This is a genomic window from Haemophilus influenzae (assembly GCF_019703545.1).
GTDB lineage: Bacteria > Pseudomonadota > Gammaproteobacteria > Enterobacterales > Pasteurellaceae > Haemophilus > Haemophilus influenzae_E.
Genome location: NZ_AP018771.1, coordinates 1,566,812 through 1,589,398, shown reverse-complemented (window position 1 = coordinate 1,589,398; position 22,587 = coordinate 1,566,812). Strand labels below are relative to the sequence as shown.

General features: G+C 42.3%; 23 protein-coding genes. All 23 read left to right on the top strand.

All coding sequences use genetic code 11. The features are described from left to right. Positions 1–35 precede the first annotated feature (35 nt). Positions 36–425: a hypothetical protein gene (locus K6J66_RS07945; RefSeq protein ID WP_042600478.1), complete on the top strand. Its 390-nt coding sequence runs from the start codon at positions 36–38 to the stop codon at positions 423–425. A 276-nt stretch (positions 426–701) separates the two neighbouring features. Beyond that, the gene (locus K6J66_RS07940; RefSeq protein ID WP_042594852.1) at positions 702–1,175 is read left to right on the top strand and encodes a DUF1441 family protein; all 474 of its coding nucleotides are present in this window, start codon (positions 702–704) and stop codon (positions 1,173–1,175) included. A gap of 2 nt (positions 1,176–1,177) precedes the next feature. Then, positions 1,178–3,301 carry a phage terminase large subunit family protein gene (locus tag K6J66_RS07935; RefSeq protein WP_110442487.1) on the top strand — a complete coding sequence of 708 codons (2,124 nt, stop codon included), beginning with the start codon at positions 1,178–1,180 and terminating at the stop codon, positions 3,299–3,301. Further along, positions 3,298–3,516 carry a hypothetical protein gene (locus tag K6J66_RS07930; RefSeq protein ID WP_042593429.1) on the top strand — a complete coding sequence of 73 codons (219 nt, stop codon included), beginning with the start codon at positions 3,298–3,300 and terminating at the stop codon, positions 3,514–3,516. Before K6J66_RS07935 ends, K6J66_RS07930 begins: the two co-directional genes overlap by 4 nt. 3 nt (positions 3,517–3,519) lie before the next feature. Further along, positions 3,520–5,043: a phage portal protein gene (locus K6J66_RS07925; protein ID WP_105182805.1), complete on the top strand. Its 1,524-nt coding sequence runs from the start codon at positions 3,520–3,522 to the stop codon at positions 5,041–5,043. After that, positions 4,979–6,976: a ClpP-like prohead protease/major capsid protein fusion protein gene (locus K6J66_RS07920; RefSeq protein WP_192876820.1), complete on the top strand. Its 1,998-nt coding sequence runs from the start codon at positions 4,979–4,981 to the stop codon at positions 6,974–6,976. The genes K6J66_RS07925 and K6J66_RS07920 overlap by 65 nt, the downstream gene beginning before the upstream one ends. A gap of 78 nt (positions 6,977–7,054) precedes the next feature. Then, positions 7,055–7,378, top strand: a complete 324-nt coding sequence (locus K6J66_RS07915) for a DUF2190 family protein (protein ID WP_044365093.1) — start codon at positions 7,055–7,057, stop codon at positions 7,376–7,378. Further along, complete coding sequence (locus K6J66_RS07910) at positions 7,359–7,664, top strand: hypothetical protein (RefSeq protein WP_044365096.1); 306 nt, start codon at positions 7,359–7,361, stop codon at positions 7,662–7,664. The genes K6J66_RS07915 and K6J66_RS07910 overlap by 20 nt, the downstream gene beginning before the upstream one ends. After that, positions 7,664–8,209, top strand: a complete 546-nt coding sequence (locus K6J66_RS07905) for a phage tail protein (RefSeq protein ID WP_110442486.1) — start codon at positions 7,664–7,666, stop codon at positions 8,207–8,209. The genes K6J66_RS07910 and K6J66_RS07905 overlap by 1 nt, the downstream gene beginning before the upstream one ends. After that, a complete protein-coding gene (gpU, locus tag K6J66_RS07900; protein WP_005668573.1) occupies positions 8,206–8,610 on the top strand; it encodes a phage tail terminator protein in 405 nt (134 codons plus the stop codon). Before K6J66_RS07905 ends, gpU begins: the two co-directional genes overlap by 4 nt. Then, a complete protein-coding gene (locus K6J66_RS07895; RefSeq protein WP_110442485.1) occupies positions 8,603–9,103 on the top strand; it encodes a phage tail tube protein in 501 nt (166 codons plus the stop codon). The genes gpU and K6J66_RS07895 overlap by 8 nt, the downstream gene beginning before the upstream one ends. Before the next feature lie 5 nt (positions 9,104–9,108). Next, entirely contained in the window at positions 9,109–9,492 is a 384-nt protein-coding gene (locus K6J66_RS07890; protein WP_005668576.1) for a phage minor tail protein G, read from the top strand. A 62-nt stretch (positions 9,493–9,554) separates the two neighbouring features. Then, positions 9,555–9,860, top strand: coding sequence for a phage tail assembly protein T (locus K6J66_RS07885; RefSeq protein ID WP_080317055.1), 306 nt, complete (start codon positions 9,555–9,557; stop codon positions 9,858–9,860). After that, positions 9,802–12,180: a phage tail length tape measure family protein gene (locus K6J66_RS07880; RefSeq protein ID WP_110442484.1), complete on the top strand. Its 2,379-nt coding sequence runs from the start codon at positions 9,802–9,804 to the stop codon at positions 12,178–12,180. The genes K6J66_RS07885 and K6J66_RS07880 overlap by 59 nt, the downstream gene beginning before the upstream one ends. Continuing rightward, on the top strand, positions 12,181–12,525 hold the full coding sequence (locus K6J66_RS07875; protein ID WP_042603541.1) for a phage tail protein: 345 nt from the start codon (positions 12,181–12,183) through the stop codon (positions 12,523–12,525). It begins immediately after the preceding gene. A gap of 61 nt (positions 12,526–12,586) precedes the next feature. Beyond that, positions 12,587–13,120, top strand: a complete 534-nt coding sequence (locus K6J66_RS07870; protein WP_044365105.1) for a DUF4236 domain-containing protein — start codon at positions 12,587–12,589, stop codon at positions 13,118–13,120. 719 nt (positions 13,121–13,839) lie between these two features. Then, a complete protein-coding gene (locus tag K6J66_RS07865) occupies positions 13,840–14,490 on the top strand; it encodes a phage minor tail protein L (protein ID WP_038440725.1) in 651 nt (216 codons plus the stop codon). A 1-nt stretch (position 14,491) separates the two neighbouring features. Next, positions 14,492–15,199: a C40 family peptidase gene (locus K6J66_RS07860; protein WP_042611836.1), complete on the top strand. Its 708-nt coding sequence runs from the start codon at positions 14,492–14,494 to the stop codon at positions 15,197–15,199. After that, positions 15,138–15,857, top strand: a complete 720-nt coding sequence (locus K6J66_RS07855; RefSeq protein WP_080291956.1) for a tail assembly protein — start codon at positions 15,138–15,140, stop codon at positions 15,855–15,857. The genes K6J66_RS07860 and K6J66_RS07855 overlap by 62 nt, the downstream gene beginning before the upstream one ends. Positions 15,858–15,860: 3 nt before the next feature. After that, complete coding sequence (locus tag K6J66_RS07850; RefSeq protein WP_110442483.1) at positions 15,861–19,511, top strand: TipJ family phage tail tip protein; 3,651 nt, start codon at positions 15,861–15,863, stop codon at positions 19,509–19,511. Between the two features lie 10 nt (positions 19,512–19,521). Next, entirely contained in the window at positions 19,522–21,321 is a 1,800-nt protein-coding gene (locus K6J66_RS07845) for a pyocin knob domain-containing protein (protein WP_246587784.1), read from the top strand. Between the two features lie 11 nt (positions 21,322–21,332). Beyond that, the gene (locus K6J66_RS07840; protein WP_136440498.1) at positions 21,333–21,935 is read left to right on the top strand and encodes a hypothetical protein; all 603 of its coding nucleotides are present in this window, start codon (positions 21,333–21,335) and stop codon (positions 21,933–21,935) included. Then, the gene (locus K6J66_RS07835; RefSeq protein ID WP_110442625.1) at positions 21,932–22,432 is read left to right on the top strand and encodes an enoyl-CoA hydratase; all 501 of its coding nucleotides are present in this window, start codon (positions 21,932–21,934) and stop codon (positions 22,430–22,432) included. Before K6J66_RS07840 ends, K6J66_RS07835 begins: the two co-directional genes overlap by 4 nt. Positions 22,433–22,587: the final 155 nt, after the last annotated feature.

The following is a 22,587-nucleotide window of genomic DNA, read 5'->3' as shown; positions in this document are numbered from 1 at the left end:
GTCTTTTTTTATCAATAAAAACAACAGGAGCAATTATGCTAACAATTAAAATCATCCAAGACGGTGTAACGTCAATCACCGAGAGTAATAGCTTTGTATTTTACGATGAGACCTCTCGTGAGTACAAAGAGATGCTCAGATTGGCGGACAAACTAAAAGAAAAGCCGACCACACTTAACGGCATCTACTACACCCAGCCAATGTACGGCGACCAAGAGTGCAAAGAGGTTATCCGCGAGGAGTCAATCTACTGCTCAGCTCGAAACAATCCAACAGATAAAATCATTGGTATGATGATTGATTTTATACCGGACGACGAGCACGGCGATCAAGGCATTGAGAAAGAGATTGCATACAGCTTAATTGGCACTGGAGATCATATCTACGTTACCAATGAGCAAGGTAAGACAGTATTTAATATTTAAATCTTCAATAAAGGCGGCTGACAAGAGTCGCTTTTGTTTTATATGCGCACATATCTCAGCTATCCCCCCGCTCTAAAAATCTCGGGGTTATATCTAAGCTATGTAATGTAAATATTACAAATTAAATAAATTAGTGTGAGTAAGTCAGGCTAGAAAAGGTACTCCTGAGGGGATACCCCTTTCCACGGGGTTTCGGGCTCGCGGTTTTCGACAGTTTTTTAGGTTTCTAGTCATCATCATCTTTTCCCTTTTTTGGGCATTTTAACGGTCTCGGCTATGGATAATTTATACGACTTAAAACTCAATATAAATCAGATCGCCGAACTGGTCGGAATGCATCGGCAAACCGTGTCACAAAGGCTTGCAGGACTAACGCCAGCTATTGGCAGTAATTCCAAATTAAAGCTCTATACGCTATCTGATTTAATCAAAATCGGACTTGCCGAAAAAATGACGGCTAATGTTGATAGCTTGTCACCTGTTGAGAGACGAGCATTTTGGCAAGCGGAAAACGAAAGACTTAAATACGAGCGAGATACAGGCGAACTGGTGCCATCATTTGAAGTTGCTCAAGAGATGGGATTTTTGGCTAAAGCTGTTGTGCAATCACTTGATACATTGCCAGATATTTTAGAGCGTGATTGTGCGTTAACTCCAACACAATTAACTCGTGTAATACAGGTGATTGATGATGTTAAATCGCAAATGTCATTACATATACAGGCTGGCGATAATAAATCAGAGGAGTAGTCATGTTTGCATCAGCTAAAGATATTAGGCGAGATATTGCAAATCTACTTAAACCGCCTCGCCGAATGAAAGTATCGGAAGCCGTAGCGGAATATATGCGAGTGCCAGTTGGTGGGGGTAACTCTGTTAAATGGGATAAAGATACTACTGCATATATGTTAGATCCGATGGACTGCCTAAACTCTCGTGAGTATGACGCAGTTATTTTTGTTGGGCCAGCTCGTACTGGTAAAACAATCGGATTGATTGATGGCTGGATAACCTATGCGATTATTTGTGATCCGTCAGATTTCCTCTTGGTGCAACTTACACAAGAGAAAGCCAGTGAGCATAGCCGTAAACGTTTAGACCGCACTTTTAGATGCTCACCTGAGATTGCAAAAAGATTAAGTCCGCGTAAAAACGATAACAATGTCCACGATAAATATTTTAGGGCAGGTAATTTATTAAAAATTGGCTGGCCGTCAATCAACGTATTGTCATCATCAGATTATAAATACGTTGCATTAACCGATTACGACCGCTGGCCCGATGATGTGGACGGTGAGGGCGACGGATTTAGTTTAGCGTCCAAACGTACGACTACATTTATGAGTGCGGGTATGACACTTGTAGAGAGTTCGCCAGGCAAGGATATTGTTGATATAAAACATCATCCCAAAACGACTCACGAGGCCCCGCCAACAACTGGGATTTTATCTTTATATAACCGTGGTGATAGACGCAGATTCTATTGGCAATGCCCACATTGCAAAGAGTGGTTTGAGCCATCAATGGCAAATATGGTGGGTTATCGTAATGATACTGACTATGTTAAGGCAAGCGAAAACGCTCGATTGCAATGCCCTCATTGCCAATCTCTCGTAGCTCCTGACAAGAAACGCGCATTAAACATCGGTGGCAAGTGGTTAAAAGAGGGGCAAACGATAGATAAAGATGGTGTGATACATGGCGAGGGCAGAAACTCCCGTATTGCGTCATTTTGGCTAGAAGGCCCTGCCGCCGCTTATCAAACATGGGCGCAATTAACTTATAAATTACTCACTGCTGAACATGAATTTGAAATGACTGGCAGTGAAGAAACGCTAAAGGCAGTAACAAATACAGACTGGGGATTGCCTTATTTACCACGCTCCGCACTTGAGCAACGCCGAAGTGATGAGCTGATGGAGCGGCGAGAAGATACAGAAAAAAGAACGGTACCTTATGGGTGCCGTTTTTTGTTGGCTGCAGTTGATGTACAGGGTGGGCGGAATCGCCGTTTTGTCGTCCAAATTGTGGGATATGGCGAAAACAGCGAACGGTGGCTCATTGATAGATACAACATTAAATCATCAATGCGGAGCAATTCAGAGGGGGAAAGCCTACCAATTGATCCGTCCGCCTACCCTGAGGATTGGGATTTACTCATCAGTGATGTGCTTAATAAGCAATATCGTATTGAGGGATTAGACGGCGGAGTCATGCCAATCCTTGCAATGGCGGTGGATAGTGGCGGTGAGGACGGTGTAACAGATAACGCCTATAAGTTTTGGCGTAGATGCAAACGAGATGGCATATCAAAACGAGTGTATCTCGTTAAAGGTGATAGTACCAAACGCCAAAAAATGATTTCTCGAACTTATCCTGATAACACCTCACGGTCAGATCGTCATGCTAAAGCACGAGGTGATGTGCCGCTATACCTACTTCAAACAGACCAACTCAAAGATCGCATTAGTAACGCACTAAGCCGTGAGACTATCGGGGCTAACTATATCCATTTTCCGTCGTGGCTTGGCGAATGGTTTTTTGATGAATTGACCTATGAGGAGCGAGGACAAGACGGCAAGTGGCGCAAACCTGGCAAAGGTAATAATGAGGCGTTTGACTTATTTTGCTACGCCCATGCGATTGCTATTTTGCGAGGTTATGAGCGTATTAAGTGGGGCGATGAGGACAATGTCCCATACTGGGCAAAACTACCTGGATTAAATCCTGATGTAATCCGAAAAGAGACAACAGCACCGGAAGAAGAAACTGAAAGTGCGGTAGAAATTGAACAAGTAAAACCGCAACCGAAACCCAAACCAAAAAGTAATTGGTTAAACGGTGGCGCAAGCAAGAAAAAAGGTGGGTGGCTGTGATTTACGACAAAGACGAGCTTGAAGAAAAAATCCGAGCTCTTGATGAAAAGATCGAAAACGCCCAAAGCCAAGTTAGTTTTAATGGGCGATCGGTATCTTACCAAGTGTCCGAATGGACAAAACAACGTGACCGCTATCAACAAATGCTTAATGAGTTATTAGCGGAAACAAGACAGCGCGTTAAACGCCACAGAATCAAATATGCGAGATTTTAAACGATGGGAATATTAGATAAAACAATTGCCGCAATCTCGCCTAAATGGGGCGCACAGCGAGCAAAAAGCCGATATGTGATGAATGCATACGAGGCAGCAATGCCAAGCCGTACACATAAGGCAAAACGCGAAAGCCAAGGCGCTAACGTATCAACCAAACAAAGTGCGGTCAGTTTGCGAGAACAGGCTCGGGCATTAGATCAAAATCACGATATTGTGATCGGGATTTTGGACAAGATGGAAGAACGTGTTATTGGCTCACGAGGTATCCACATTGAACCACAGCCGATGAATTTAAACGGTGATGTGAATGAAACCTTAGCTGAACAGATTCGCAAAAAATGGGCAGAATGGTCTATTCGTCCTGAAGTGACAGGGCAGTTTACTCGCCCTGAACTTGAGCGGATGTTGTTACGCACGTGGCTCCGTGATGGGGAAGTGTTTATCCAACTCGTGCGAGGCAGTGTAGCAGGTCTCAATCACAGTACTAAAATCGCATTTAGCCTTGAGGCATTAGAGCCTGATTTTGTGCCGATGAATACCCTTGATACAGCAAATTTAATTCAAGGGGTAGAGCTTGACGCATGGCGTCGTCCTAAGTCGTACCGTGTTTACATGGACAACCCCCAAGAAAATAACCGCACTTACGGGCGAGTTAAATCGGTGCCGGCAGAAAATATGTTGCACCTTGCGTTTAAAAAACGCTTGCACCAGTTGCGTGGCGTATCGATGTTGCACGGTGTAATTATCCGACTTGCTGACCTTAAAGATTATGAGGAAAGCGAGCGTGTGGCCGCACGAATTGCCGCCGCCTTTACGATGTACATCAAAAAAGGTGATGCCGCTATCTATGGGGATAATGAGGATTATAGCGCAGACAGCCCGGAGCGAGATTTTGAGATTGCTCCCGGTGCAATCATTGATGATTTAAAACCCGGTGAGGACATCGGGTTAATCAATTCTAATCGCCCAAACGTTAACCTTGAAACCTTTAGAAACGGACAATTAAGGGCAACGGCGGCGGGAACTCGCTCCAGTTACTCAAGCATTGCGCGAGATTATAACGGCACTTACTCAAGCCAGCGCCAAGAGTTGGTGGAGAGCTTTGAGGGTTACTCCGTTTTACAAGATACCTTTGTTGCGCACATCTCACGCCCGATATACAGAGAATGGCTAAAAATGGCGATTGTCAGCGGCGAAATTGATGTGCCAGTCGATATTGATCCTGCATCACTTTATAACGCTGTTTATAGCGGCCCTGTGATGCCGTGGATCGACCCGACAAAAGAGGCGCAAGCGTGGAAAGAGCGCATCAAAGGTGGATTAGCGACCGAAAGCCAAGCAGTACGAGCAAGCGGCAGCAACCCGGCAGAAGTTAAACGCAGACGTAGAGTTGAGGTTGAGGAAAACCGCAAATTTGGTCTCAAGTTTGACACGGATTTAACTAACACAGGTACGACAAATGACAAAACAAAAAATGATTCTGTCGCCGGTGGCGATGGCAACGAGCGCAACAAAGACGAATAACCAGTCTTGGTACTCAATCAAAGCCAAAGCCAACGATACGGCAGAGATCTCAATTTACGATGAGATCGGATTTTGGGGCGTATCTGCTGCGAGCTTTGCGCAGGATTTAAAAGACTGCGGAAACAACATTAAGCAGATTAACCTACACATCCACTCACCCGGTGGCGATGTATTTGATGGGATCGCTATCTACAACTTGCTAAAAAATCACCCGGCAAAGGTGACAGTTTACATTGACGGCTTGGCGGCAAGTATGGCGAGCGTTATTGCGATGTCGGGCAATGAGGTAATCATGCCGGAAAATGCAATGATGATGATCCACAAGCCTTGGGGCATCCAAGGTGGCGATGCTGAGGATATGCGCAAATATGCCGACTTATTAGACAAGGTCGAAAATACGCTAATCCCAGCTTATGCAAGCAAAACAGGAAAAACACCTGAAGAATTAGCAGAAATGCTATCAGCAGAAACTTGGCTCAACGGAAAAGAATGTGTTGAACAAGGATTTGCAGACAAACTAGCCGAACCACTTGTGGCGATGGCGTCTATTAAATCAAGAAAATTAGAGGACTTTGAAAATATGCCAAAAGCAATGAAAGACATGTTGTTTAAGCCACAAGGCAACGCTGGCGCATCCGCACCACAAGCAACACCAACTGAACCGGTAGATAACACCGCACAAGTGCAGGCTGAATTAAATAAACGTAACGCCGACATTAAAGCGGTATTTGCACCGTTTGGTACTACGCACAATGATTTGTTAGTGGAGTGTTTAGGTGATTTATCAATTACCGCAGATCAAGCCAAAGACAAATTATTAGCAAAACTTGGTGCAGGCACAACCCCAAGTGCAGCAGTAACGCCTTATGCCGATAACGGTAACATTGTTGGTGATAGCGTGAAACAATCCTTATTGGCTCGTGCAGGTATCGACAAAGACAAAGTAAATGCTAAAGACAACGCCTACAATGCGATGACATTGCGTGAGCTTGCTCGTGCATCATTGGTTGATCGAGGTATTAGTGTATCGGGTCAAAATGCAATGAGCATGGTTGGTTTGGCATTTACTCACTCAAGCTCTGACTTTGGTCAGATCTTAATTGATGTAGCGCACAAATCCTTGCTTAAAGGTTGGGAAACCGCAGCGGAAAACTTTGATCAGTTTACATCTCGTGGCACATTAACCGACTTCCGCGCGGCGAAACGTGTTGGATTAGGTGACTTTGGTTACTTACCGCAAGTTGGTGAGGGTGAGGAGTACACCTACGGCACAATCGGCGATGAGGGCGCTAGCGTTGCATTAGCGACTTACGGGCAATTATTTAGCATTACTCGTCAAGCAATCATCAATGACGATATGCACTTGTTGACAAAAATCCCTGAAAAAATGGGACAAGCTGCACGTGCGACAATCGCTAAATTAGTGTTTGCGTTATTAACCGGTAACGCGATTGCACAAGACGGCAAAGCGTTATTTGACGCATCTCACAAAAACACTTTAACCGGTGCCGCATTAGATGTAACCAATATTGATAAAGCAATTCAAATGATGAATGGATTTGTCAATACTCGTGGTGAACCATTAGCGATTGAGCCTGATTTTATGTTGTTACCAACCTCACTTTATACTCGTGCTAAACAAGTTCTAGGTTCGGCAAGTGTGGAGGGGGCTGATATTAATTCTGGCATTATCAATCCAATCCGTGACATTGTGCCGACAGTTAAATCCGCACGTTTACAAGTTGCCGATCCAAAATCTTGGTACTTAATCAACAAAGAGGCTATTGAAGTTTCTTACCTTGACGGCATTGATACGCCATACATGGAGCAACAACAAGGTTTCACTGTTGATGGCGTATCTACCAAGGTGCGCATTGATGCAGGTGTTAATGTAATTGACTACCGTGGCATTGTAAAAGTTACCAATAAGTAACTTAAAACGCCTTAAATAACGACCGCACTTTTAAGCGAGGTGTGGTTTTTTATTATCAAAATTAAAGGATCATTAAATATGGCTAAAAACTATATGCAAGACGGAAACACCGTGCGTTTTACCGCTGCCGCTGCCGTAAAAAGCGGTGATGTAGTGATGTTAGAAAACCTTGCGGCGATTGCTGTTGCCGACGTGGAAAAATCCGCCGTTGGTGTTGGTTTGACTACCGGTGTATTTACCGTTAAAGCAAAAGCGGCTGACGACATTAAACAAGGTGCGATCGTTTACTGGTCTGCGACTGAGGGTGCAACAACTACCGCAGGCACTAACAAACGCTTAGGTATTGCATGGCACGCAAGTGGTGCAACCGTGGACACTGTCGATGTCAAGATCAACGCTTAGTCCGTTTGATGACGCACTCGCACAGGCGGACAAAGTCATTACTGACGTGATGATGTCCGTCTATGTTATCAACGGCAAAAAATACAAAGCGGTGCTTGATGAGACACCGAAAGAAATGGATCCGATGAATGGTGTTTACCGTACGTTGACAATGTTTAAATCCTCCGGTTACAAGCCTAAAAAAGGGGATAAAACAACCATTAATGGCGTTGATTATGTTGTTACTGGGTTTACGTTTAACAGCGGCACTATCATGCTCCAGTTAGAGGAGGATGCAAGTTACTGATGGCAATTAATGACGACATCGAAAAAGCGAAGAAAGCCTTATCCGACATTGATAAAAAAGCAGTACCTCAAGCCATGGCACGCACGATTAATAACATTGCTGCTAAAGTGATGGTTAGATCTGTGATTGAGACATCAAAAAAGGTTGATGTACCAAAGCGCCTAATTAAAGGTCGTGCGAAACTTGAGAGAGCTAAGCCAAGACGACTTAGTGCATTTATCCGTGTAAATCGTGGCAATCTCCCAGTTATCCGTTTAGTAACGGGCGGAGGGCGATTTGTGCGCCGTGGCGAAAATAAGGGGCAGTTAAAGATCGGGAATCGTCTTTACCCTCGAGCATTTGTCCAAAAACTTAAAAACGGACGAGTGCAAGTGTTACAACGGCAAGGCAAAGATCGCTACCCAATCAATGTAGTCAAAATCCCACTCAAAACCCCACTCACCGAATCATTTAATGCCGAAGTGAAAAGGGCTTACGAAAAGGATATGCCGCAGGAATTACGCACTCAGCTAATCCGACAAATCCAAATAGTGGTTAAAAAATGAAAATCCACTCCAAGATAAGACAGGCGGTCATTGACGCATTACGACCGCACCTCCCAAAAGTTAAAGAGTTTAGCAATGGCAAGCCGTCATTTACCGATATTGAGAGCCAAAGCCCCACTGTTGCAGTGTTTATTAGCGGAGTCTCCCCTACCGGTTATCTGGACGGCACAATGCAGGCAACGCTCCATGTCGCCTGCTTTATGAAGTCTGCTGCCCGTGAAGATGACTTGGATAAATTAACCCAAGAAATCTACGAATCGGGCATTGTTGAATCCTCTTTAACCACGCTAACAGAAAACATTGCATTTACGGCATTTGACTACGAACAAGACGACCAAATGGCGACTTGGATAGCGGCCGATTTGCAATACGCTATTACATACGAGGTAGATAATGGCTAAAAACACAACTCCTACAAAAGGCGCGGGAACGATGTTTTATCGTCTTAAAGACGATAAGGAATCAACCGTAATTGTAAACGGCACAATTAAAGCGGTTGACATTAAAAAGCCAGAAAACTGGGATCGCATTGCGAAAATCAAAGAACTGTCACCGGGCGAAGTTACCGCAGATAGCTATGAGGATAACTATTTAGACGATGCAAACGCCGATTGGAAATCCACAAGCCAAGGCGCAAAATCAGCCGGTGAAACTACATTAACGCTTGCTTGGTTACCTGGTGATACCGCCCAACAAGCATTGGTCAGCGACTTTAACACCGGCAAAAAGAAATATTATCTTGTTGTCTATCCTAACGGCGTACGTGATGTGTATTACGCTTGGGTGTCATCTTTAGGCAAAACCGTGCCACAAAACGAAGTGATGACCCGTACAGTTAAGCTAACTAACGTAGGTAAACCGTTATTGGCTGAGTATAACGAGGCTGGAGACTAGTTACTATGTTAAAAAAAGTTAAGTTTGAGTTACGCGATCAAGTGTTGGTGGTATCTGCAATCTCCGCGCTTGATTACCTTGATTATGTTGATTACCTAAACAGTCTAGATAAACCTGAACCGGTATCGGAGAACGACACCGAGCAGGAATTAAATAGCAAGCTCAACAAAATCACTCGTAACAATCTAATGGCGCACACTCGCTTGATTGCGATCTCGCTATCGTATGACAGCGATAAGTCTGTTGATGACTTACAAAAAGAGCTATTAACCACTTGGACTCAAGCGGATATTTTCCGCGTGCTTGAGGCGGTGCAGGATGTTTGCGAATTTCCGCAGGCAGATCCGTCAGAAAGCACACAGGAAGATGGTGAGCAAAAAAACGCCTAGAAACCGAACTTGACTTTGTCCTAAAGCTGGCGCACGAGTTTAAACGCGCCGATTACCGGCAAATGCTCCGCGAAATGTCTGTCGCGGAGTATTTTTGCTGGTGTAAATACTTTGGCAAACGTCCGTTTACACTTGAGTTATTAGATTACGGCTACGGCACGGTAGCAAGTGCGGTTTACAACGTTGCGGCATTAAAACAGGTTGTTACAGCGCAGGATTTTAGCGTTTTACATACAGCTAAACCAAACGCAGAAATGACAACGGAAGAAATGATGGATGCGTCTATTGCAAATGATGGAGTATTGAGAATTGGACCAGATCAGCAATTTAAAAATCAAACTCGAGGCAGAGACGGCAAAATTTACTGAAGAAATTAACAAAGCCCGCAACTCTCTCAATGGTTTGGGTAAAACTACGGGCGGAATTAACTTAACCAAATTGGCGATTGGTGGTTTAGCCGCTGCCGCATTAAGCGCTGCTGGTGCGCTTGCTGCTATGTACAGTTCAGCAATGGCAGGGATTGAGTTGTACGCCGAAACAGAACGCTACTTAGCTCGCACAGAGGCGCAATTAAAAGCGACCGGTGCGGCTGTTGGATTTACATCTGACGAGCTTAATGATTTTGCCGGATCGCTTGCCATGAACACCCTAGCAAGTGTAGATGGCGTAAGAAGTGCTATGTCAGTCATGATGACTTATCGTAGTGTGACTGGTGAGACATTTAAAACAGCCATTAAATTAGCGCAAGACTTGGCGGAAGTTTATAAAACTGATGTATCAAGCGAGGCACGCAATCTTGGGCGAGCTTTAGAGTCCCCTGCTGAGGCTGTATCTCTATTAAAACGCAAAGGCATTGAGCTTACAGAGACACAAAAAGACCTGATCCAATCCTTTGTAGAGAGCGGCGAAAAAGCAAAAGCACAAGAGATTATTTTGCATGAGCTACAAAAGCGTGTTGGTGGAGCCGGTGAGGCTGCTGCAAGCGATACTGTTGCTGGTGCGTTAGATACCTTGGGACAAGCAACCGATGAGCTAAAAGAGGCGTTTGCAACCTCTACTGGTATCACTGACTTATACAAAGCCTCAATAAATAAATTAGCTGAGGCGTTTTTATGGCTGACAAAAGTCATGAGAGGGGTTGATACAAAAACGCATGTAGATACCCTCGAAAAGCAAATTGATGTGTTGGAGAAATCCAAAAAAAGCCTCGAAGAAAAGGCTAAGTCAGGTATTTATGGTGATGGCATAAATGATGCGTTAGCACACACCACGAAAGAGTTGGAAAAAGCCCGTGAAAATCTAGCCAAATCAAGAAAAGAGCTAGATGCGCAAGAGGCAGAGTCGAGAAAACGCCAACAAGAGGCCAACGAGGCGAAAGAAAAGCACGAAAGATCTGAAAGAGAAACCGCCGGAGCGTCAACGCTCGGAAAGATCGAATATAAGCTAAAAAGCAGATCCGAAAAATTAACAGCCCAATACGAAAAGGACAAAAAAGCCCTTGAAAATCTTGTGTTGAGCGAAGAAGAAATCCGCCGCAGAGGCTTTGATAATATTGACGCACTACGCCAATCCTCCTTAGATAAATTAACTCAAAGCTATAACAAAGAGTTGGCGGAGCTCCAAAAAAGCGAGGATAAAAAAAGTGCGGTCAAATCATCCTCTAAAACGAATGATTTAGCGCGCTTGGATATGGCGTATGCTGACGAATTGCAAAAAATCACATTAGACCACCAAGAACGCATAGCGCTTATCGGTAAAATGGCAATCTCTGAAAGAGATGCAAAAGAGCGTGGCTTTGCCTCAGCTTTAGAATTGCGTAAACATTACCTTGAACTTGAAAATCAAGCCTATGAGGACGCAATCAATAAGCAAAAAGACAAAATGCGCCGTGATGAGTACGACAAAACGGAAAAAGTGCGGTCTTTTTTTAATGATGTCAGAGGGTCAGGAAATGATCCGTATGTACAAAACGATATTACTCGCGAGAATCAATTAACCAAAGCACAAGAGCTTTACGATCAACAATTATTGAGCGTACAGCAATTTGAGGAGGCTAAGGCATTAATTGAGGATACATACAGACAACGCAAAGAGGATTTAGATCGTCAGGCGGTATCATCTCAGTTGAGTATGGCATCATCTTTATTTGACGGCTTAGCCGGATTGGCTGAGGTTGCCGGAGGTAAACAATCCGGTGCTTACCGTACGCTATTTGCAATATCTAAATCATTTCAGATTGCGCAATCAATGCTCAACCTACATGCGGCAGTCATGAAAGCGATGAATGACCCTACCGCAGTTACGCCGGCGCAGAAATTTGCCAACATGGCGGCAGTGGCAGCGCAAGGTGCGGCAGTATTGCAACAAATAAAAAGCGTTACAATATCTGGCGCTCGGGCTAATGGTGGTCCGGTTGGTGGTGGTCGAGCTTATCTTGTTGGTGAGCGTGGGCCGGAAATCTTTGTGCCGGGCGCAACCGGTCAAATCACGAGTAACGAAAATCTAAATAAAGCCCTTGGTAGTGGCGGCGGTGTAAATAGCGTTGTGATTAATCAAACAAATAATTTTGATGGCAACGGTGCAGACAATGCGGAGTTAGCCCGCATGGTTGCTGCCGCAACCAAACAACAGGTTTATGAGGTAATCCGAAATGAATCGCGCCCGGGCGGAATGATGGGAGGTCGATAAGTGGCAAAAGAGCGTTTTAAGTGGAAAACCCTTTGGGGTTTATCAACAGAGACAGAACCAAAGGTTAAAGAAATTAAATTTGGTGATGGCTACTCGCAGAGAATACAAGACGGCTTAAATCACATTGTCTCTAAAGCTACCCTTACGGTGCGTCTAAACAAACGAGACAAAGCGGCTATTGATGAGCTTGAGAGTTTTTTACTGCGACACGGAGGCTATAAGTCGTTTGAGTGGCTACAGCCTGGTAAAAAAACTCCGATCTTAGTTGTCTGCCGTAAGTGGACAAGCACAGATAACGGAGTTTATGTTGATTATGAGCTGCCGTTTGAGCAGGTGTTTAATTGACTACCATTGAATAGGATCTCTTATTTTGTAATAATGACTTATCTTTACTTAAGGAGATCCTATGGCTATAAAATTTAGAAAGACAAAAAAAATCCTACCAGGCGTAAAGTTAAACATAAGCAAGTCCGGCGTAAGTGTTACAACCGGAATTAAAGGCGCATCTATTAATATAGGAAAAAATGGGGTTTATCGAAATTTAGGCATACCGGGAACGGGTATCTCTAAGCGAGATAAATTGGAATTTTCCTCAAGCAAAGAGGAGGATTATTGCAACCTTGATGTGTTGATTGATTATGTTGTAGATGGGCAAGTTGTAACATTAAATGTTGCAATTACTGATTATTACCCAGAAAAAAATGCTATTTGGGGATATTGCGAAGAACTTGAGCAAGAGTCGGTCTTTTACTTGAATGATATACAAAGAGTGTTTGACATTAAGTCAGGAAAAGATGTTGAAGATGTTGCCGAATATTTTTTGCAGCTAAACCAATCTGAAGATAAAGAGAAAAGTAATGATCCACCAATAGGAAAAATTCTTATTGTGACATTTATCCTATTCTTAATTGCTTATACATTTCTTTTTACAAAAAATTGAAAATTAGCCTCTTGACTACAAATGGGCTTTTTTATTAGTATGTTTTTCAAGGTCTCAAAAGCCTTTCTATTTAGCAGGTTGTTTGAATGGCAATCACTTGTCGAGGTGATTAAATATCGGCACATTAAGCTCTCGTAATCAAGAGCTTTTTTGTTATTGACAGTATACAAATAAATTAATACACTCTTTCTCAAGGTGTCGAAACCTTAAACCAAAAGCGGAAGTCCGCACCCGATAGCATAGCGGTTTTTTTATGCACAAAATTTGTGATCTCGTTTAGTTTTATTGCCATTAAGACTTAACACGCATAAATCCAATTTCATCTATGTCGGGCGGGCGGAGAATACAACACCCGAAAGGGGAATAATCCCAGCCGTTTCTTTTGGTCGGCTTTCGAACCACCCGGCACCCTTAACTGGGTAAATCTTAATATCGAAAACAAACCAAAGGAGACATTCTATGTCTAATCAAACCCAACTTTCAAAGGCGACTATCGGTTTAACCGACAGTCAGGCAGGAAACGGCGCTCAAAGTATTTCTATCATCAGCGAAAGCTGAATATACGCAACGAGCTGGTGAACGGGGAAAATTATTGCAGCAATGCAAATCAGAAAAGCAAGACCTTGAGCGTGAGCTTTTACAAATTAAACAGTTAGATCTTTTCGTGAACTTATAACCGCACAATCTTTTAGAAAGTGCGGTTTTTTATTGGAGTAAATATGAGTATTTACGGACAACTGCAACAATACGCCTCTCATGGTTGGATAGAATTATTTGAACTCGATCTCACTAAATTTGGCGATATTGTTTATCGTTTCCATGATGGATTAAATCCATTAGGTCAAGCTATTGTGTGGCAAGGGCTGGAATATACACCTTATCCAGTCAAAGCTGAGGGATTTGCAGTTGATGGGTTAAATCCTGTTAGACCAAGGATTACATTTTCCAATTTAGGTGGGGCGATTACATTAGTCTTGGCAAAATTAAAAGGCATTGAGGGCGCTCGACTTACTCGCAAACGAACGAAAATAATCTATCTTGATGCGGTAAATTTTGAAAATGGAAATTTGACTGCCGACCCAAACGCACATTTACCCGATGATATATTTTATATATCGCAAAAAACATCGGAAGACCATTTAACCGTTAGTTTCGAGCTATTACCTGCCACTGATTTAGAAGGGGTGAAATTACCCCGTAGGCAGATTGTGGCTCAATATTGCACTCATAAATATAAGGGGCAGTTTTGCGGATATACAGGTGATAAAGCAACTTGCGCTAAAACACTTGCTGACTGTAAAGCACATTTTGGTGAGCACTCTGAATTGCCTTTTGGTGGTTTCCCTAGTGCGGCATATATGAGGATTTAAAATGAAACATATTGATGATGCAATAGCACACGCCAAACAAAGTTATCCGCACGAAAGTTGCGGTTTTTTTGTGCTTAAAAATGGCAAATTGCAGTATGTCGCCTGTACCAATTTAGCAGCAGAAACAGAAGATGAATTTTTGATTGGCATAGAAGATTATGCCAGAGCGGAAGGAGTAGGCGAGATTAGAACCGTTGTCCACTCTCATCCTGACGAGAGCTGTTTACCAAGTATTGCAGATCAAGATGCACATAAAATGAGTGGATTGGAATGGTGCATTATTGGACTAGAGGGCGATGAGGTATCTACGCATTTTATGCCTGCACTTACAGAGGTGCCTGATTTGTATGGGCGTAAGTTTATCCATGGCATGACCGACTGCTACGGATTTGTGCGTGATTGGTATCGCCAAGAACTGGGTATTAATCTCCCAAACTACAATCGCATAGATGGCTGGTGGGATAATGGTGGCAATCTCTATGTTGATAACTTTGAGGACGCGGGATTTTATCCAGTCAAAGACTTAAAAATAGGCGACATGATTGTGATGCAAATTAACGCAAATGTACCTAATCATGCTGGTGTTTATCTTGGTGATGGTTTAATTGGCCATCACCTATACGGACGACTATCAAGTAAGGATGTATATGGACAATTCTACCGCGAACGAACAACGCACATCATGCGACATAAGGAAAATACGCCTTAAAGGCGAGTTAGGCAAACGCTTTGGTAAAGTCCATAAGCTGGCAGTAAAAACACCAGCGGAAGCCATCCGAGCCTTATGTGTTTTAAAAAGAGGATTTAAAGAGTTTCTCTTAGAATCTGAAAAACACGGAATAGTTTATCGGTTCTTGGTGCAGAGAGAAGAGCTGACAACATCATCTGATGAATTTCAAATGCGGTATGGCGCTCAAGCCGAATTTCATCTTATTCCTATCATTAGGGGTTCTAAGCGAGGGGGATTCTTTCAGCTTATAGCGGGGGCTGCGATGATTGGTCTTGCATTTTGGAACCCTTTAGGATGGGCTACTATAGGCGGTACAGGCTTTTTAAGCAGCGCGGCAACCTTGCCACTTACGATTGGTGCGTCACTTGTACTTGGCGGCATCAGCCAATTACTCGTCCCTGTGCCAAAAGTAAGCGGACCACAAGAACGTCCAGAGAATAAGCCGTCTTATTTATTTAATGGTGCAGTAAATACAACCGAGCAAGGGCAACCTATCCCATTGTTATATGGCGAATTAATAGTTGGATCTGCTGTTGTATCGGCAGGTCTTACCGATAAAGAAATTCCTATCAGAACAAATTCTACATCAAACAATGAGACTAGAGGAAAACTTAAATTTAAACGAGTTTCGGGGTGATAAATGCAGATAGTTGGTAGAAAAGGCGGTGGAAAAGGTGGTGGCGGAGGTGGTAGAGCACCAGTTGAAGCACCAGATTCGCTCAAATCTTGTTCCTATGCAAAATTTATTGATGTTATTTCTTGTGGAGAAATTGAAGGACCGGTAAATGGACTGAACTCAGTTTACTTTGGTGATGTACAGTTACAAGATGAAAAAGGCAAATTCAATTTTAATAATGTTGCTATTGAGTGGCGACCTGGTAGCGTGAGACAAGCACCATCAGAAATTTGCCAAACCAATGAAGTGACAACAGATGTTAATACCGAAGTAAAAAAAGACAAACCTATCACCCGCTCTATTATTGCACCAGAAGCAGATATTGTTAGAGTAACTATTACTGTGCCTGGATTAAGTCATCAAAATAAAAGTAATGGTGATATTAATGGAACAAAAGTTGAGTTAAAAGTTGAATATCAAGCTAATGGTAGTCAATGGATAGATGCAGGTAATATCGTTATCGAGGGTAAAACCACATCATCATATAATCGCGAACATAGCTTTAGATTAACAGGCGAAGCTCCCTGGAATATAAAAGTGACACGGTTAACTGATGATTCAGATAGCCAGGTTTTACAAAACAAAACCATTTTTTCGAAAATCACAACGGTTTTTGAGGAAAAATTAACTTATCCTGGCGTGGCATATGTCGGCGTGCAAATAGACGCTGAGCAATTTAGCTCAATACCATCTCGTGGGTATCATTGCCGTGGCATCAAACTAAAAGTGCCCTCAAACTACAATCCAGAAACTCGAGAATATAGCGGTGATTGGGATGGTACATTTATTGTCAAATACTCAAATAACCCTGTTTGGATTTATTTTGATTTACTCACTAACGAGGAATATGGGGCAGGGGAATACATCAAAGAAGATATGCTAGATAAATGGTCGATGTACCAAATAGCAAAATACTGTGATGAATTAGTCCCTGATGGATTTGGTGGCCGTGAACCTCGCTTTACCTGTAATGTTTACATCCAAACCAAACAAGAAGCCTTTAAGCTGTTACGAGATTTAACATCGGTATTTAGAGCAATGAGTTATTGGAGTAGCGGTACTCAAATGCTCGTCCAAGACTCACCCAAAGAGCCTATTTATCAGTTTAATAATACCAATGTTATCGGCGGTAAATTCAGCCGCTCAGGCTCGAATATTAAAACTCGTCACAATGTTGTATTAGTGACGTGGAACGACCCGAAAAAGTACTTTAAACAATCTGTAGAGTACATCGAGGACTCGGAGGCGATTGTTAAGATGGGGTACATATCCCAAACGGAAGTTGTGGCGTTCGGCTGTACATCGAGAGGGCAAGCGAGACGACTAGGGAAATGGCTACTTTATACTGAGCAATACGAAAGCGAAGTTATTACGTTTTCTTGCGGACAAGATGGTGCCATACCCATCCCTGGTGAAGTGATACAAGTATCTGACGTCCATCGTTCAGGGGAGAGACGCGGTGGGCGAGTTAAAGACGGCTCAACAGTCAATCGAATCATTCTCGATGCGGAAGTTGAAATCACAAAAGAATCAACGATTAGCATTGTGAATGAGAAAGGGGAGTTAGAACAAAGAGCAATTACACAACGTGGAAAACTCACTGAGATTGAGGTAAATCCAGGCTTTACATCGGTCACAGAAAATAGCACATGGATTATTGCTAGTTCAGATATAAAACCTGAACTTTATCGAGTTATCTCCATTGTTGAGAGTGATGACGGCTCATATACTATCACTGCATCTGATTACAATCCCTCTAAGTTTGAGCATATTGAAAATGGAAATGAACTCATTGAATATGACACAACAAACAATACGCTAGATACTGGTGTAAAAAATGTAGTGATTACCGATGAGATTTATCGTGGGCTTGGGGGAAGTATCCAAACCAAAATTGTTGTAAGTTATGAACCTGCAACATCACTCACATCTCGATACCAAATTGAGTATCGCGAGGGCAATGGCAACTGGAAACAGATGGAGCCAACGACCTTAACATCGGTTGATATTCCTAATGTAAAAGATGGTGTGTTATATCAAATCCGCATCAAAACAAGCAATGTATTAGGTGTATGGTCCGATAATCCAATCCAAAACTATGAGCCAATAGGTAGATTACGCCCTCCGCATAATGTTTCTAATTTAAGACACAAGGCTATTGCCCAAGAAGGAGCTTTTTTAATTTGGGATTTATCGCCCGATATAGATTTAGAGTATTACGAGATTAAAAAAGGCGACACCTATGAAATTTCTAAACCAGTTGGGAAAATCAAGGCAAACGAATTTAATCTTGGTTTTATTCGCGCTGGTGAGCATAAGTATTGGCTAAGCGCGGTGGATTCTTCCGATGTTCGCTCTGAATCGCCCACTGCAGTAACGTTTAATATTTCAGGCGGACAGGTAGAAAACTTAGTTGCAGAAATTGTCGGCGATGAAGTTTTGATGACTTGGGGTGAGACAAAAAACAACTCTTTTTCGACTGAGCTCTACGAGGTTAAAAAAGATGATGATGTGCTGGCTTTAGTTAAAAGTACATCATTTAAATTTAAGGCTGATTTTAACGGCAATAAAAAATTTACCGTTACTGCAATTGACTTAGGCGGAAATCGTAGTGAATCCGCTCAAGCGCAGCTAATTGTCCATCGACCGACACCTGTCTCTATATCTCAACAAGTTATCGATAACTACGTCATGTTGCGTTGGCAAAGTGCCAAGGCTACCTTGCCGATTGTCTATTATGAGTTGCGGAAAGGGGAAACAATAGAAAATTCAGAGTTTATCACAAATATTGATGGGTTAGCGTTTCCACAGTTTGAAACTGTAGGAGGGTTATATAAATACTGGATTATTGGTGTTGATAGTGCAGGTAACAGAAGTGAGCCGCAATATACGCTATCCAATGTTGCGCAACCGCCAGATTATATCCTTAAATACGACTACAACAGCTCGTATGACGGAATTAAAAATGGTTCGGATAAAATCGATGGCAAGTTATATCTACCAGTCAGACGAGATACATGGGCAGAGCATTTTAGATCCAATAATCTCGCTACTCCAAAATCTCAAATTAATAGAGGTTTCCCGTTGTACCTCCAGCCAATAGACGAGAGCGGATATTATGAGGAGGAAATGGATTACGGCACGGTATTAGCATCATCCAAAATTACTCTTACCCCTAAGGTGATAAGCTCTGGCAGTTATGATATTAACTATCATATAGCAGTAAAAGAAAACGCTAAAGATAATTGGCGCGAACACGACCAACAATCCGTTTATGAAACCAACTTTAGATATGTTAAGTTTAGAATTACAGTGAGCAATGCACAGAAACCTGTCGTAATAGAGTCACTTAATCTAAAACTCGATCAAAAACAAAAAACTGACGGAGGAACCGTACAGGCAAATGCGTCAGATATAAAAGGCACATGGGTAAACTTTGCAACAGAGTTTATCGATGCGTCTGTCCCGGTTTTAACACCACAATCTAAACAACCACTTTTTGCAACATCTGACTTTAAGGATGAGCCAAAACCTAAAGGCTTTTACGTATTTTTATTTGATAAAAATGGGAATCGTGTAAGCGGTAAAGTTGGCTGGGTTGTAAAAGGAGTGTAAAGGAGCAAAAATGGCAGATTTTAACAAACCAACTGTCGATAGCGAATATACGCAATTCCCAACCGAAATTAGAGCCGCCATTAGTGCGGCTTTATCATTTTTGGATGGGGAGCACACTAATGTCCCGCTAAAAGCAAAACGCTGGAATCCATCGACAAAAATTTTTGAAGAATATAATGGTGCTCAATGGGTACCCATGGCTACAGAGTATAAACTACCCGTTGATTATAACTCACTCAAAAACAAGCCACTCCCAAACTCTGCTGTTGACGACGAAAGTGACACAAAGTTTGCGAGTTCAGCAGCCGTTAAAACGGCTTATGATAAAGCGACGGAAGCAAAAGAAGCTGCTAGCGCTAAACAATCCCCAGCCACAACCTTAGCAGGCTATGGTATTGGGAATTTCAAAGTAGAACAAGGGCAAGGCGATGCCAATGGCTATAAAACCGATGGCAATTATTACTTAGCAAGCGGTCAAAATCTACCCGAAAATGGGGCATGGCATATTGAAGTAGTGAGCGGAGGGGCAACAAATGCGGTGCGTCAAATTGCACGTAAAGCAAATGATAACAAAATCAAAACACGCTTTTTTAATGGCTCAAATTGGTCAGAATGGAAAGAGACAGGCGGCGACGGCGTGCCACTTGGTGCGGTGGTGTCATTCCCTCGTGCAGTAACCAATCCTATCGGTTTTTTACGTGCTGATGGTTCGACGTTCAGCCAACAAACCTTTCCCGATTTATACCGCACTTTGGGCAACAGCAACCAACTTCCTGATTTAACTCGTAGTGATGTAGGCATGACGGCTTATTTTGCCGTGGATAACATTCCTGCAGGCTGGATTGCCTTTGATTCAATCAGAACAACCGTTACACAGCAAAATTACCCCGAGTTATATCGTCACTTAGTCGGTAAATATGGCTCAATTGCAGCAGTGCCAAAAGCAGAGGATAGATTTATCCGTAATGCTGGCAATGGTTTGCAAGTGGGGCAAACGCAAGAGGATGAATTCAAGCGACATGTGCATAGAGTACCGATAGACTACGATTCTTGGTTTAATCACTCAAGTCAAGGAAGCAAAAATCCATATTTTGACTATACAACATTTGCCCAGTCTTCAGATTTGTGGAGCACTCTTGGTTATGACAATGCAGATAGCGATAATGGTTTTGTTTCCCCTAAAGACACCTCTCAAATGGCAACAGGTGGAAATGAAACTCGCCCTAAATCATTAATCCTCAAATTATGTATCAAGGCCATTAATAGTTTTGATGATGTTGTGTTTTGGATTAAATCGCACGGTGATGTAACTAATGCAGGATTGCTAGACGCGGGCAGACTTGCGCAAAATATGCAAGCGTTATCTGAGAGTGTTAAACAAAAAATAGAAGAGAATAAACAATCTACTTTACAAGAAATAAACAATGCAAAATCTGATATAAATCAGCAATTTTTGCAGGCAAAAGAGAATTTATCTCAAATTGGTACATTAAAAAAAGTCTGGGAAGGTAACGTGAATTCTGGGCAAATCGAAATAGCAGAGAAGTGCTTCGGTAAAACGTTAATTTTTTATCTCCAACTATCTGAAGAGAGTAATTATGATCCTGACACTACTGAATTAGTCAGTTTTGAGGTGGGTGCAGAAGATGAAGGCGGAGGTCGTTTGACTAGTATTCGTGAAATAGTATCCAGCTATAATTATCGTCAAACACTACCCAAAGAGTTCACTGTGTATATTGCTGGTGACGGTAAAACTATAAATATTGGTCAAATTGATAATCGTTATATAAAACGTATTTATATCCGATAAAGGAGTGATAAATGAAAGTCTATTTTTTAAAAGAAAATTTGAATAGTTATCAAATTTTCCCTATTCCGCAAAACTTAAATGATTTTGTGGAAATGGAAGTAGAAAACGAATCAGAGCTTGAGACTAAACAACTTATTGATTTTAAAGGCCAATATATTTTAGTTGGCAGACAACCAACAGAATTACACAAATGGAGTGGAAAGAGTTGGATTGTCGATGAAAAAAAGAAAACTGAAATTAAGCGTAAACTCATTAAAAATCTAGTTGATAGCATTGATGATACAGCGGCTAACATTAGTGCAAGATGGACAAGGTTTGCCGAAGAGTATAAGGAGCGAGAAGCTGCTGCTATTGCCTTTAAAGAAGCAAATTTTGCTGGAGAAGTAAGCGTTTATATCAGCAGTTTTGCAACGGTTGCAGGTCTTGATAATCAGTCTGCAGCACTTTTGATTCTTCAGCAAGCAGAAAAATTACGTGCATTGCAACAACAATTAGCAGTGCAAAGAATGCGTAAGTATGAGTTAAAGCGTGAAGAATTAAGTGATGAAGAGCTGAAACGCATTCATGACGATATTGTTTCAAAAATGCGACAACTAGCGGAGGCACAACAATGATTGGGACTAAAATCTACTTAGCATTATATAAAGGTAAAAAATCAGGTAAAAAACCAAAAGATTTGTTAGCAAAATTTAGTGATTGGTTAACAAGGAAGCTAACAAAAGGCGCGTATTCACATTGTGAAATTGCAGTAATGAAAGAAACGTTTGTCAGTGGGCATCACTATGAAACAGAAGTGACGTACGAGTGTTATTCGTCTTCAATTCGTGACGGTGGCGTGCGTTGTAAAGAAATTGATGTTTCTGATAGCTTGAAGTGGGATTTAATCCCACTCAACGATGTTACTGAGGAACAAATCAAAGCCTATTTTAGCCGCACTTTGGGATGTAAATACGACTGGTGGGGTGCGCTAGGAATCGTACTTGGCATCAAACAAAAACGCTCAAAATATTTTTGTAGCGAATGGTGTTTTAATGCGATTTGCGGTGGGGAAAATGGCTGGCGATTTAGTCCGAATCAATTAGGGGCTATATTTAATAAGGAGAAAAGTTAAAAGGAGCGTTTACCCTGCACAAAGTTTAATTCAATAAAGAAAAGACGGCGATAACAACGGCACTAGGAATGCTCGTTGTTACCAGCTACGCAGAACGTGCCTGCATATAGCCATACGCCGCCTACCTTGCGCAAGGCGGGCGGATTGTAACAAAT

Coding starts and splice junctions, on each gene's coding strand:
- K6J66_RS07945 (WP_042600478.1), top strand. CDS start 36: ATGCTAACAATTAAAATCATCCAAGACGGTGTAACGTCAATCACCGAG.
- K6J66_RS07940 (WP_042594852.1), top strand. CDS start 702: ATGGATAATTTATACGACTTAAAACTCAATATAAATCAGATCGCCGAA.
- K6J66_RS07935 (WP_110442487.1), top strand. CDS start 1,178: ATGTTTGCATCAGCTAAAGATATTAGGCGAGATATTGCAAATCTACTT.
- K6J66_RS07925 (WP_105182805.1), top strand. CDS start 3,520: ATGGGAATATTAGATAAAACAATTGCCGCAATCTCGCCTAAATGGGGC.
- K6J66_RS07920 (WP_192876820.1), top strand. CDS start 4,979: ATGACAAAACAAAAAATGATTCTGTCGCCGGTGGCGATGGCAACGAGC.
- K6J66_RS07915 (WP_044365093.1), top strand. CDS start 7,055: ATGGCTAAAAACTATATGCAAGACGGAAACACCGTGCGTTTTACCGCT.
- K6J66_RS07910 (WP_044365096.1), top strand. CDS start 7,359: ATGTCAAGATCAACGCTTAGTCCGTTTGATGACGCACTCGCACAGGCG.
- K6J66_RS07905 (WP_110442486.1), top strand. CDS start 7,664: ATGGCAATTAATGACGACATCGAAAAAGCGAAGAAAGCCTTATCCGAC.
- gpU (WP_005668573.1), top strand. CDS start 8,206: ATGAAAATCCACTCCAAGATAAGACAGGCGGTCATTGACGCATTACGA.
- K6J66_RS07895 (WP_110442485.1), top strand. CDS start 8,603: ATGGCTAAAAACACAACTCCTACAAAAGGCGCGGGAACGATGTTTTAT.
- K6J66_RS07890 (WP_005668576.1), top strand. CDS start 9,109: ATGTTAAAAAAAGTTAAGTTTGAGTTACGCGATCAAGTGTTGGTGGTA.
- K6J66_RS07885 (WP_080317055.1), top strand. CDS start 9,555: ATGCTCCGCGAAATGTCTGTCGCGGAGTATTTTTGCTGGTGTAAATAC.
- K6J66_RS07870 (WP_044365105.1), top strand. CDS start 12,587: ATGGCTATAAAATTTAGAAAGACAAAAAAAATCCTACCAGGCGTAAAG.
- K6J66_RS07865 (WP_038440725.1), top strand. CDS start 13,840: ATGAGTATTTACGGACAACTGCAACAATACGCCTCTCATGGTTGGATA.
- K6J66_RS07860 (WP_042611836.1), top strand. CDS start 14,492: ATGAAACATATTGATGATGCAATAGCACACGCCAAACAAAGTTATCCG.
- K6J66_RS07855 (WP_080291956.1), top strand. CDS start 15,138: ATGGACAATTCTACCGCGAACGAACAACGCACATCATGCGACATAAGG.
- K6J66_RS07850 (WP_110442483.1), top strand. CDS start 15,861: ATGCAGATAGTTGGTAGAAAAGGCGGTGGAAAAGGTGGTGGCGGAGGT.
- K6J66_RS07845 (WP_246587784.1), top strand. CDS start 19,522: ATGGCAGATTTTAACAAACCAACTGTCGATAGCGAATATACGCAATTC.
- K6J66_RS07840 (WP_136440498.1), top strand. CDS start 21,333: ATGAAAGTCTATTTTTTAAAAGAAAATTTGAATAGTTATCAAATTTTC.
- K6J66_RS07835 (WP_110442625.1), top strand. CDS start 21,932: ATGATTGGGACTAAAATCTACTTAGCATTATATAAAGGTAAAAAATCA.